The sequence below is a fragment of the Streptomyces sp. NPDC048643 genome (assembly GCF_040650615.1).
In the GTDB taxonomy this organism is placed as follows: Bacteria; Actinomycetota; Actinomycetes; order Streptomycetales; family Streptomycetaceae; genus Streptomyces.
Genome location: NZ_JBEZHO010000038.1, coordinates 20,295 through 31,817, shown reverse-complemented (window position 1 = coordinate 31,817; position 11,523 = coordinate 20,295). Strand labels below are relative to the sequence as shown.

Annotated in this window: 9 protein-coding genes; 3 read left to right on the top strand and 6 right to left on the bottom strand. The window is 69.8% G+C overall.

Going from position 1 to position 11,523, the window contains the following annotated elements; genetic code table 11:
- Positions 1-136 precede the first annotated feature (136 nt).
- Both AB0C62_RS29920 and AB0C62_RS29915 read left to right on the top strand, forming a co-directional pair.
- Entirely contained in the window at positions 137-3,106 is a 2,970-nt protein-coding gene (locus tag AB0C62_RS29920) for a carbohydrate binding domain-containing protein (protein ID WP_362978382.1), read from the top strand.
- A gap of 228 nt (positions 3,107-3,334) precedes the next feature.
- Positions 3,335-3,757, top strand: a complete 423-nt coding sequence (locus tag AB0C62_RS29915; protein ID WP_362978380.1) for an SseB family protein — start codon at positions 3,335-3,337, stop codon at positions 3,755-3,757.
- A 45-nt stretch (positions 3,758-3,802) separates the two neighbouring features.
- On the opposite strand, the gene AB0C62_RS29910 is transcribed toward AB0C62_RS29915, so the two are convergent.
- From AB0C62_RS29910 to AB0C62_RS29885, 6 genes are all read right to left on the bottom strand, one after another.
- Entirely contained in the window at positions 3,803-4,195 is a 393-nt protein-coding gene (locus AB0C62_RS29910) for a MarR family transcriptional regulator (RefSeq protein WP_362978378.1), read from the bottom strand.
- A gap of 131 nt (positions 4,196-4,326) precedes the next feature.
- Positions 4,327-4,677, bottom strand: a complete 351-nt coding sequence (locus tag AB0C62_RS29905) for a VOC family protein (RefSeq protein ID WP_362978376.1) — start codon at positions 4,675-4,677, stop codon at positions 4,327-4,329.
- Between the two features lie 244 nt (positions 4,678-4,921).
- A complete protein-coding gene (locus AB0C62_RS29900; RefSeq protein WP_362978374.1) occupies positions 4,922-5,953 on the bottom strand; it encodes a LacI family DNA-binding transcriptional regulator in 1,032 nt (343 codons plus the stop codon).
- Positions 5,950-6,855 (bottom strand): carbohydrate ABC transporter permease, encoded by a 906-nt coding sequence (locus AB0C62_RS29895; RefSeq protein ID WP_362978372.1) that lies wholly within the window; start codon positions 6,853-6,855, stop codon positions 5,950-5,952. Before AB0C62_RS29895 ends, AB0C62_RS29900 begins: the two co-directional genes overlap by 4 nt.
- On the bottom strand, positions 6,852-7,775 hold the full coding sequence (locus AB0C62_RS29890) for a sugar ABC transporter permease (RefSeq protein ID WP_362978370.1): 924 nt from the start codon (positions 7,773-7,775) through the stop codon (positions 6,852-6,854). The genes AB0C62_RS29895 and AB0C62_RS29890 overlap by 4 nt, the downstream gene beginning before the upstream one ends.
- Positions 7,772-9,094 carry an extracellular solute-binding protein gene (locus AB0C62_RS29885; RefSeq protein WP_362978368.1) on the bottom strand — a complete coding sequence of 441 codons (1,323 nt, stop codon included), beginning with the start codon at positions 9,092-9,094 and terminating at the stop codon, positions 7,772-7,774. The genes AB0C62_RS29890 and AB0C62_RS29885 overlap by 4 nt, the downstream gene beginning before the upstream one ends.
- Before the next feature lie 209 nt (positions 9,095-9,303).
- Here AB0C62_RS29885 and AB0C62_RS29880 point away from each other — a divergent pair, with 209 nt between their 5' ends.
- On the top strand, positions 9,304-11,325 hold the full coding sequence (locus tag AB0C62_RS29880; RefSeq protein WP_362978366.1) for a beta-galactosidase: 2,022 nt from the start codon (positions 9,304-9,306) through the stop codon (positions 11,323-11,325).
- Positions 11,326-11,523: the final 198 nt, after the last annotated feature.

The following is an 11,523-nucleotide window of genomic DNA, read 5'->3' as shown; positions in this document are numbered from 1 at the left end:
CGGTGTTCCGGGCGCTGCGAGATGTCTTTACGTCTCTGTCATGTCCCTGTAGCTTCCGCCCGCAAGCTCTTTCAGGAACTTGCCGGTTCTTCTTGCAGCGCAACTCCCCGCTCCCCGGCCTGTATTGGAGACGTCCATGAGACGCAGACACCGACACCGCCTGCTGCGACCGCTGGTGGCCCTCGCCGCGGTGACCGGGATCTTCGCGACCGCCACACCGAACGCGGACTCCGCCCCCCTGTCGGGGACATCCGCCGCCTCGGCCACGACGACGGTCTTCTACTACACGAAGACCAAGAACTGGCCCGCCACGTACCTGCACTACGCCCCCGACGGCGGCTCGTGGACGACCGTGCCGGGCGTCCGGATGGAGACGGCCTGCACGGACTGGGTGAAGGAGACCGTCGACCTCGGCTCGGCCGCCGGACTGCTGGCCACCTTCAACAACGGAAGCGGGACCTGGGACAACAACGGCGGCAACAACTACGCGCTGGGCACCGGGACCGTCACCGTCAAGGACGGCGTGATCGCCCACAGCGACCCGTGCGCCGACACCGGCACGGGCAGCGGCAACCAGGCCACCGTCTACTACTCGACCGCCACGTCCGGCTGGAGCACGGCCAACCTCCACTACGCGCCCACCGGCGGTTCCTGGACCACGGTGCCCGGGATCGGCATGGAGTCCGCCTGCACCGGCTGGTGGAAGAAGACCCTCGACCTCGGTTCGGCCACCTCGCTCAAGGCGGTCTTCAACAACGGCAACGGCGTCTGGGACAACAACAACGGCGCCGACTACGCGCTCGGTTCGGGCACCACGACGGTGAAGGACCGGACGGTCACGGCCGGTGCGGCGAACCCGTGCGCGGCCCAGGTGCCCGACACCCAGGCGCCGACGACGCCCACCGGGGTCACGGCGAGTGCCTCCGGCACCTCGGTCGTGGTGAGCTGGAAACCCGCCACCGACGACACCGCCGTGACGAAGTACCAGCTCACCCGGACCGGCGGCACCAGGGGAACCGTCGTCACCGACGTCGGCTCGACGGTCCACTCCGACACGGGACTTGAGGAGAAGACCACCTACACCTACACGGTGAAGGCCGTCGACGCCGCCGGGAACACCTCGCCCGCCTCCTCCGCGGCCCCCGTCACGACGGGCGAGAAGGCTCCCGCGCCGGCCGCGGGAACCCCGCTCGGCACCGACCCGCGCAAGGACCCGATCTACTTCGTCCTCACGGCCCGCTTCTACGACGGCGACACGTCCAACGACCGCGGCGGCAGCCAGGACGTCACGTCGGGCAACGCGGCCAACAACGACCCCATGTTCCGCGGTGACTTCAAGGGTCTCGTCGACAAGCTCGACTACATCAAGGCGCTCGGCTTCTCCGCCGTCTGGATCACGCCGGTCGTGCTCAACCGCTCGGACTACGACTACCACGGCTATCACGGCTACGACTTCTACAAGGTCGACCCCCGCCTGGAGTCGGCCGGCGCCTCGTACCAGGACCTGATCAACGCGGCCCACGCCAAGGGCATGAAGATCTACCAGGACGTGGTCTACAACCACAGCTCGCGCTGGGGCGCCAAGGGCCTGTTCACGCCGACCGTCTACGGCGTGCGCGACACGCAGTGGAGTTGGTACTACGACGAGAAGAACGCGGGATTCGAGTACGACGGCCTGACGGTCGAGCCGAAGTCCGGGAAGTCGTACTACAACGGCGACCTGTGGTCGACCGCCGAACCCTCCGGCAACACCTGTCTCAACTGGGGCAAGCCCACCGGAGGCAAGAGCCCCGAGGGGTACACGCTCTACAACTGCCAGTGGCCGAGCCCCACGTCGGGCATGTTCCCCAAGGCCTACTACCACCAGTGCTGGATCGGCAACTGGGAGGGCGAGGACTCCCGTTCGTGCTGGCTGCACGAGGACCTCGCCGACTTCGACACCGAGAACGCGACCGTCCAGAACTACCTGATCGGCGCGTACGACAAGTACATCGACATGGGCGTCGACGGATTCCGCGTCGACACGGCCGTCCACATTCCGCGCGTCACCTGGAACCGCCGCTTCCTTCCCGCGATCTACGACCGGGTCACCCAGCGGTTCGGCACGGACGCGGCGAAGAACTTCTTCGTCTTCGGCGAGGTGGGCGCCTTCGTGAACGACAAGTGGAACCGCGGCTCGGTGAACCACTCCGCGCAGTTCTTCACCTGGAAGGAGCGCAAGGAGTACAGCGCGGACGACGAGAAGGCGGCGATCGAGCAGTACGACTACGAGGAGCAGCTCGGCACCGGGAACCAACCGACCTCCGCCAACGCCTTCCTGAGCGGGAACAGTTACCACACCCCGGACCGCAGCCAGTTCTCCGGGATGAACATCATCGACATGCGCATGCACATGAACTTCGGTGACGCGCAGAACGCGTACAACAACGGCAAGGACTCCGACGACTCCGTCAACGACGCCACGTACAACGTCGTCTACGTCGACAGCCACGACTACGGACCGAACAAGTCGAGCACCCGCTACAGCGGCGGCACCGACGCGTGGGCCGAGAACATGGCACTGATGTGGACCTTCCGCGGCATCCCCACGCTGTACTACGGATCGGAGATCGAGTTCCAGAAGGGCAAGCAGATCGACTGCGGGCCGACCTGTCCGCTGGCCGGCACCGGACGCGCCTACTACGGGGACCACCTCGCGGGCGGCGTGACGGCCTCCGGCTTCGGGACGGTCGCCTCCGCGAGCGGTGAGGTCGCCACGACCCTCGCCCAGCCCCTGGTCAAGCACCTCCAGCGGCTCAACCTGATCCGCCGGGCGATCCCGGCCCTCCAGTCGGGCCAGTACTCCACCGACGGGATCAGCGGATCGATGGCCTTCAAGCGCCGCTACACCAGTGGCTCGACCGACAGCTTCGCCCTGGTCACGGTCACCGGCGGGGCCACCTACACCGGCATACCGAACGGCACGTACACGGACGCCGTCACCGGCGACGTGAAGACCGTCTCCGGCGGCACCCTGTCCGTGGCGGCGCCCGGCAAGGGGAACCTGCGGGTGTACGTCCTGAACGGTCCCGGAAAGATCGGCGCCGACGGGCCCTATCTGAAGTAGCCCGCACTCCGGACCGGTGGACGGTCCGAGGGGCTGCGGCCGTGGTCACCCCGGGTGTCGGACGCCCGGGGCGACCACGTGACCGGCCTGATCGGCGCACCCGATTCCGGATGGGTCGGGGCCAGGATGAATGGCGTGGTGTGCGATGGGTACGCGACGGTCGTTGCACCCGGGAAGAGCGCAACCCGCCCGGGTGGCCACCCACCGACCACGACCGAGGGATCTGCCATGGACACCCCCCACAACAACCACCACCCCACCGCGGCCGAGGCGACCCCCGCCCAGGAGGCCCTGAACACGCTCGCCGAGAACACCCAGGACACCGCGGCGCTGAACACGCTCGCCGGCAGTGACGTACTGGTCCCCGTGCCGGACGACGTCACGGACGCGGACGTCGCCGACCCCACGGCCGTCGCGCTGCCCGTCCTGGACCAGCCGGGCGGGGAACAGGTCGTCCCGGTCTTCACCTCCGAGCTGGAGATGGCCGAGCTGCTTCCGTCGGTCTCCCGTTACCGCCTCGTACCGCTCGGCGCCCTCGCCTCGCAGTGGCCGACGGGCGATCTGGCCCTGACGATCGACGCCAGCTCGCCGCACGGTCTGACCCTCAGCTCGGAGGGCGTTCGCACGCTGCTGGCCCGGCCGCTCGGCTGAACGCCGGGGCCCTGGGGTCACCCGGTGACGTCCGGGTGGAGAAGGTCAGCCCCGCAGCATGCGGGCGAGCACGGACCGCTGCAGGGGGAGCACCTCGGCGTGCAGGTCACGGCCCTTCCCGGTGAGGGCGACCCAGACGCCGCGGCGGTCCTCCTCGCAGACGGTGCGCTCGACCAGGCCGTCCTTCTCCAGACGTCCGATGAGCCGGGACAGTGCGCTCTGGCTGAGATGGACCCGGCCCGCGATGTTCTGCACCCGGCAGTGCTCGCCGGGCTCCGACACGGCGCCCGAGGCGAGGATGTCCAGGACCTCGAAGTCACTGGCTCCGAGGCCGTGCGGGTGCAGGGCGCGGTCGATCTCGCACATCGTGCGGGCGTGCACCGAGAGGATGTCCCGCCACTGGTCCTCCAGCCGGGTACCGGGCGTCTGCGTTGCCATAACCGAATGGTACTGGAGATCGGGCCATTCATTGACTGTGCAACTAGTGCATTCGCATCCAGTTCGCCCGTCGGCCGCGAGCCCGGGGGCGATCCGTCGAACGCCCCGGGCCCGCACGGCTCTGTCTCCGTCTAGGAGGCGGTGTCCTGGATCAGCCCGACCTGGTTGCCGTCCGCGTCCTTGACCGACGCGATGAGCCGGCCGCCGCCCACGTCCTGGACGTCCTGCAGCGTCTCGGCGCCGGCCGCGAGCAGGCCCGACAGGGTCTCCTTGATGTCGTCGACGTGCCAGTACGGCACCGGCCCGGTCAGTCCCTTGGAGTGGCCGCTCGGGTCCAGGCCGACGTCCTGGCCCGCGTCCTTGAACCCGACGTAGTACGGCTCGTCCACGTACGGCTCCACCCCGAGCAGCGCCGTGAAGAGCGCCTTCGCCTTCGCGATGTCCTTGACGGGGTAGATGACGGTCTTCAGTCCGGCGGTCATGGCGAGTCCTCCGTGTGCGTGGCGGCCGGGTCGGCCGGCCCTCGTCCCGTCGGCTGTTCCGGCGGTCCTCTCACGCTAGGCCGGGGGACCGGCCGGTGGCTTCTCGAATCCTGACCGGTACCGCCGCCCGGGAAGAAAAGACACCGGAGCGGCGGGGAGGGGACCCCCGAGCGGCGGGCGGGGCACTCCGGAGTGGTGGTCCGCCCGACGGCTCCTCCTCGGACGGGTTCCCGAACACTCCTCCTCAGGCGGACTCCCGCCGGATCAGCTCCGTCGGCAGGATCACCGCGGCGGGGTCCTCGCCGCCGATCTGGGCGAGCAGCACCCGCACCATCTCGGCGCTGATGCGGTCCCACGGCTGGCGGATCGTCGTGAGGGCCGGGGTGGCGGCCGTGGCGGCCGGGGAGTCGTCGAAGCCGCCGACCGACACGTCCTCGGGGACCCGGCGGCCGGCCTTGTGCAGCGCGGCCAGCACCCCCTGCGCCATCAGGTCGGAGGCGACGAACACGGCGTCCATGTCCGGTGCGCGGTCGAGGAGTTGAACGGCCCCGGCCTCGCCGCTGGCACGGCTGTAGTCGCCGGAGGCGATCAGCCGGTCGTCGGCCTCGACGCCCGCCTCGGCCAGCACCTCCCGGTAGCCCGCCAGGCGTTCCACACCGCCCGGGGTGTCCAGGGGACCGGTGACCATGCCGATGCGGCGCCGCCCGAGGGAGAGCAGGTGCCGGACCATGTCCCGGGCGCCGTCCCGGTCGTCCGCGGCGACGTAACTCACCCTGGAGCCCATGCCGATGGGCTTGCCGCACGCGACGAGCGGTACGCCCGCCTCACGCAGTTCCTCGGCGACCGGGTCCCCGGAGTGGCTGGAGACCAGCAGCACCCCGTCGACGTGGCCCGCCGTGATGTAGCGCGTGATGCGCCGTCGCTCGTCCTCGGTGCCGGCGAGCATCAGCAGGAGCGGGACGTCGTGCGCCGCGAGCGCGTGGGTGCAGCCACGCAGCAGGACGTTGAAGTTCGGGTCCTCGAAGAACCGCTCCTGCGGCTCGGTCAGCAGGAAACCGACCGAGTCCGACCGTCCGGTGATCAGCGAGCGGGCGTGCCGGTTCACGACGTAGCCCGTCCTGCGGATGGCGGCGTTGACCGCCTCCTGTGCCGCCGGGCTCACGTAGTGGCCGCCGTTGAGCACACGCGAGACGGTGCCCCGGGACACACCCGCCTCGCGCGCGACGTCGTGGATCGTCGGCGGTCGGCGCCGGCCCCCCGTGTTGCTCATGGTCATGACTTTACGGCTCCGGACAGCAGGTCGAGGCTCCAGAAGCGCTGGATCACCAGGAACAGGGCGACCAGCGGGACGATCGCGAGCAGGGCGCCGGTGATCACCAGGGTGTACAGCGCCGGGGTGTTGGAGCCCTGTTCGAGGAGGGTGAACAGGCCGAGCGTGATGGGGAACTTCTCGTCGTCGCTGAGCATGATGTACGGGAGCAGGAAGTTGTTCCACACCGCGACGAACTGGAACAGGAACACGGTCACGAGACCGGGCACCATCATCGGCAGCGCGACCCGGGTGAAGATCCGCCACTCGCCGGCCCCGTCCATCCGTCCGGCCTCGACCACGTCACCGGGCACGGCGGCCGAGGCGTAGATCCTGGCGAGGTACACGCCGTACGGGGAGAGGACCAGCGGCAGCAGCACCGAGGCGTAGGAGTCGGTGAGATCGGCCTTGGCCAGGAGCAGGTACTGGGGGATCGCGAGGATCACCGGGGGCATCAGGACGCCCGCCATCAGGACGCTGAAGATGGTCTCCCGGCCGCGGAAGCGGTAGATCGCGAGGGCGTAGCCGCTGATCGCCGAGACGGCCGTCGACAGGAGGGCGCCGAGTCCGGCGTAGAGGGCGGAGTTGCCCATCCACGTCCAGTAGATGCCGTCGCGGTAGGCGTTGAGGTCCGTGACGTTCCGCGTGAAGCCGGTGCCGGGCAGGAACGTGAACGTCGAGAACAGTTCACTGCCCGACTTGGTGGCCGCGATCAGCACCCAGGCGACGGGGAGCAGGCAGTAGAGGGCGCCGAGCAGCAGCGTGAGGGTCGGGACCAGGGCGATCCGGCCGCGCCGTGGCGGTCCCTGGGCGGTGCCGGGTGTCGTCCCCGCGGCCGGCGCGGCCTTGCGGACGGCGAGCGTGCTCATCGTGCTTCCTCCTGCTGGGTACGGGAGTTCGCGGCGCGCAGGAAGCCGAAGGACAGCACCAGTGTCACCACCGCGATGATCACCGCCTCGGCGGCGGCCGCGTAGATGTCGCCGGCGCCGAACGCGTCCCGGTAGACCTTCATCAGCGGACTCCACGTCGTGGAGACGGAGTTGGTGAGGGGCTTGAGCGTCGTCGGCTCGCTGAACACCTGGAGGGTGGCGATGATCGAGAAGAAGAAGGTGAGCACCAGCGAGGGGGCCACCATCGGGATCTTGATCCGCAGGGCGATCTGCAGCGGTGTCGCGCCGTCCAGCCTGGCCGCCTCGTGCACCTCGACGGGTATGGCCCGGAGCGCCGTGTAGATGACGATCATGTTGAAGCCGGTGCCGCCCCAGACCGCGATGTTCGACAGCGCCACGTACAGCGGACCGCCGTCCAGCAGGTTCGGCTGCGGCATGCCCAGCTTGTCCAGGACGAAGTAGAAGGGGCTGACGTCGGGGAGGTAGAGGAATCCCCAGAGCAGCGCGGCGACGACGCCCGGGATGGCGTACGGCAGGAAGATCGCGAGCCGGGTGAACGGGGCGAGCCGGACCTTGTCGGCGTCGAGCATCAGCGCGAAGAGCAGCGCGAGGCCGAGCATCACCGGGACCACGATGGCTCCGTAGCCGGCCACGCGCAGCGCGCCGTGAAGCAGTTCGCTGTCGGTGAGGGCGTCCGTGTAGTTGCGCAGGCCCGCCCACACCTCCTTGCGGGCGCCGGAGCCGAGGCCGAGGCCCTTGACCTCGACCTTGTGCAGGCTCAGCCAGAGGGCGTAGCCGATGGGCAGTGCGAAGAACAGGACGAAGAGGACGGCGGCGGGGAGGAGAAAACCGTACGGGGCCCCCTTGACCCCGTACGGCCTCCGGCGTGCGGTGGTCACGGAGCGACCCCGAAGCCCTGCTTCTTGAGGTCGGCCACCGTGGTGTCCTGCATGGTCTTCAGGGCGTCGCCGAAGTCGGACCTGTTCTTCGCGGCGGCGCCGAACGCGTCGTTGAAGGACGTGTAGGCGACGTTCACGTTCGGGCCCCACGCGGACGGAGCGGTGTTCTTCGCGATCTCCGCGGCCCTGGTGTAGAAGTCCGGCTGGTTGGAGAAGAACGCCGGCGGCTGGGCGAACGCGTCCCCGGTCTGGGCGCTCGTCGAGGCCGGGTAGATACCGCTCTCCTTGGCCAGCGCCGCCACCGCCCGCGGGTCCGTGTTCAGCCAGGCGGCGAACGTCGCGGCGGCCGCCCGGTGCGGCGAGTCCGTGGTGACGGCCGTGGAGGAACCGCCCCAACTGCCCGTGGTGTTCCCGCCGTCCGACCACTGCGGCAGCGGGGCCATCGCCCACTTGCCCTTGGTGTCCGGGGCCGCCGTGGTCAGGGTGCCGGGCGCCCACACCGCGCTCACCCAGGCGATCTGCTTGCCGGTGTTGAGCGCCTTGTTCCAGGCGGGCTGGTACATCGGCTGGTTGTCGATCGCGCCCTCCTTGACGAGGCCGCCCCAGAAGTCGGCGACCTTCTCGGTGGCCGCGTCGTCGATCCCGACCTTCCACTTGTCGCCGGAGGTGGTCCACCACTTGGCGCCCGCCTGCTGGGCGAGACCCGCGAAGAGACCGGAGTCGTTGGCGGAGAAGGTGGTGAGGGCCTTGTCCGGCGCCTTCTTCTTCAGGGCGCGGGCGGTCTCGGCGAACTGCTCCCAGGTGGTCGGGACGGTCAGCCCGTACTTCTTGAAGAGGTCCGCGCGGTAGTAGAACATCATCGGGCCGATGTCCTGCGGGATCGCGTAGACCGCGTCCGTCCCGAGCGTCGTCTGCTGCCAGACACCCTCGGCGAACTTGCCCTTGGCGTCCTTCGCGTCGCCGGCTATGTCGGCGAGCGCGTCATTGCTGACCAGGGTCGGAAGTGCCTGGTACTCGGCCTGGACGAGGTCCGGCGCCTTCTTCGCCTTGTGCGCGGTGAGGATCTTGGTGACGAGGGTGTCGCCCGACGCCTGCTTCTTCACGGTGACGGAGATCTGCTGCTGCTTGCCCGGCCCCTTGTTCCAGAGGTCGACGACCTTGTCCATGCCCGGCGCCCACGTCCAGTACGTCAGCGACACGGGACCGGACGAGTCTGCGCTCTTGTCGTCGTCGGACGAGCCGCAGGCGGTGAGCGAGGCGGCGCCGAGGACGACGGCGACGGTGCCGGCCGCGAGGCGGCTGTGCTTCGTGATGGGCATGGATCGTTCTCCCCTGACCTGGGCCTCCGCCTGCCGCGAAGGCCTGCCCTGTTGGTGCGCGATGTGCGCTCCGTGCTTCTGTGAGCGTTCACAGTAGAGAAACATCCCGGACACTTGTCAATGGTTGTTGCTGTGCGGTTATGTTGGCCTCGCGCTCCTGATGGTGTGTGTGCACGTTCCCAAATGATCGATTAAACGGGAGAGATCCGATGCCGGAGACCAACCCCCAGAGCCGCACCGGGCTCGCCTTCGGTGGGGACTACAACCCCGAGCAGTGGCCGGAGGCCGTCTGGTCCGAGGACGTCCGGCTGATGCGCGAGGCGGGCGTCACGATGGTGAGCGTCGGGATCTTCTCCTGGGCGCTGCTCGAACCGGCGCCTGGCACCTACGCGTTCGGCTGGCTCGACCGCGTGCTCGACCTGCTGCACGAGAACGGCATACGCGTGGACCTCGGCACCCCCACCGTCGCGCCACCCGCCTGGTTCTACCGCGAGCACCCCGAGGCACTGCCGGTGACCGCCGACGGCACCCGCCACGCCTTCGGCTCACGCGGCGCCATCTGCCACAGCAACGTCCATTACCGCGCCGCCGCCGCCTCCATCACGACGCGGCTCGCCACCCGGTACGCCGACCACCCCGCGCTCGCCCTGTGGCACGTCCACAACGAGTACGGCGTCCCCGTCTCGGCCTGCTACTGCGCCTCCTGCGCCGAACACTTCCGCCGCTGGCTCACCGAGATCCACGGCACCGTCGACGCGCTCAACGAGGCCTGGGGGACCGCCTTCTGGGGCCAGCACTACACCGGCTTCGACCAGGTCGACCCGCCGCGCGTGACCCCCACCGTCGGCAATCCCGCCCAGGCCCTGGACTACCGCAGGTTCGCCGACGCCACGATGCGCGAGAACTTCGTCGCCGAGCGGGACATCCTGCACCGCCTCGCCCCCGGCATCCCCGTCACCACCAACTTCATGACGGCCCTCAGCCAGTGCGACTCCGTCGACTACTGGGCGTGGGGCCGCGAGGTCGACCTCGTCACCAACGACCACTACCTGATGACCGACGGCCGCCGCACCCACGTCAACCTGGCGATGGCCGCCGACCTCACGCGCTCCGTCGCGGGCGGCGCACCCTGGCTCCTCCTCGAACACTCCACCTCGGGTGTCAACTGGCAGCCCCGCAACCCCGCCAAGGCGCCCGGCCAGATGGCCCGCAACTCCCTGTCCCACGTGGCGCGGGGCTCCGAGGGTGCCCTGTTCTTCCAGTGGCGGCAGTCCCGGCGCGGCGCCGAGAAGTTCCACTCCTCGATGCTCCCGCACGCCGGCACCGACTCCCGGGTCTGGCGCGAGGTCGTGGAACTCGGCTCCTCCATCGGGGCGTTGGCCCCCGTGGCGGGGACGCGGACGGTCGCCGACGTGGCCGTGCTGTGGGACTGGCACTCCTGGTGGGCGCAGAACCTCCAGTGGCGGCCCACTGAGGACCACGACGCACGCGAACGCGCCGACGCGTTCTACGAAGCCCTCTACGACCGGCACCTGACGGTCGACTTCGCCCATCCGGAAGGCGACTTGTCGGCCTATCCCCTTGTCGTCGTCCCCGCCCTCTACCTCACGACCCAGGCCGCGGGCGACAACCTCCGCCGGTACGTCGAGAGCGGCGGCACCCTGCTCGTCTCCTACTTCTCCGGCATCGTCGACGAGCACGACGCCGTGCACGACGGCCCCTGCCCCGGAGCCCTGCGGGACGTACTCGGCCTGACCGTCGAGGAGTTCTCCCCGCTGCTGAGGGGCGACCAGATCCGTATCACCGGGCCCGACGGCTCCGCACTCACCGGCGACGTGTGGACCGAGTTCGTGGTGCCGCGCGGAGCCGAGACCGTCTGGACGTACGCCGACGGCCTCACCGCCGGGCACCCCGCCGTGACCCGACACGCGCTCGGCGCCGGCTCCGCCTGGTACGTGTCGACGCGCCTCGGAGCCGAGGGCCTGGACACGCTCATCGCCTCCGCCGCCGACGACGCGCGCATCGCACCGCGCACCGACCTGCCCCGTGACGTCGAAGTGGTGCGCCGCACCGGTGAGTCGGGCACGTTCGTGTTCGCCGTCAACCACACCGGCTCCGACGCCAAGGTCACGCTGGACGCGCACGGCACCGAACTCCTCACGGGCGAACGCGCCGCCGGCCGCCTCGCCGTCCCGGCGGGCACGGTACGGGTCGTACGGCTCGACAGCTGAGCCGGCCGGCGGCCGGCCGGGCCCGCTAGCCCACGACCGCTCGGCGCGGTACCCGCGCAGGCCCCGCTCGGACCGTCGGCGGACGCGTTCTTCATCGCCGACCGCCGACCGCCGACCGCCGACCGCCGACCAACCGCCGTCCGGCCAGGGGCTCGACGGCCCACCGATCCCCCTCCGCCCGCGCGAGCCACCAAGCCG

Coding starts and splice junctions, on each gene's coding strand:
- AB0C62_RS29920 (WP_362978382.1), top strand. CDS start 137: ATGAGACGCAGACACCGACACCGCCTGCTGCGACCGCTGGTGGCCCTC.
- AB0C62_RS29915 (WP_362978380.1), top strand. CDS start 3,335: ATGGACACCCCCCACAACAACCACCACCCCACCGCGGCCGAGGCGACC.
- AB0C62_RS29910 (WP_362978378.1), bottom strand. CDS start 4,195: ATGGCAACGCAGACGCCCGGTACCCGGCTGGAGGACCAGTGGCGGGAC.
- AB0C62_RS29905 (WP_362978376.1), bottom strand. CDS start 4,677: ATGACCGCCGGACTGAAGACCGTCATCTACCCCGTCAAGGACATCGCG.
- AB0C62_RS29900 (WP_362978374.1), bottom strand. CDS start 5,953: ATGACCATGAGCAACACGGGGGGCCGGCGCCGACCGCCGACGATCCAC.
- AB0C62_RS29895 (WP_362978372.1), bottom strand. CDS start 6,855: ATGAGCACGCTCGCCGTCCGCAAGGCCGCGCCGGCCGCGGGGACGACA.
- AB0C62_RS29885 (WP_362978368.1), bottom strand. CDS start 9,094: ATGCCCATCACGAAGCACAGCCGCCTCGCGGCCGGCACCGTCGCCGTC.
- AB0C62_RS29880 (WP_362978366.1), top strand. CDS start 9,304: ATGCCGGAGACCAACCCCCAGAGCCGCACCGGGCTCGCCTTCGGTGGG.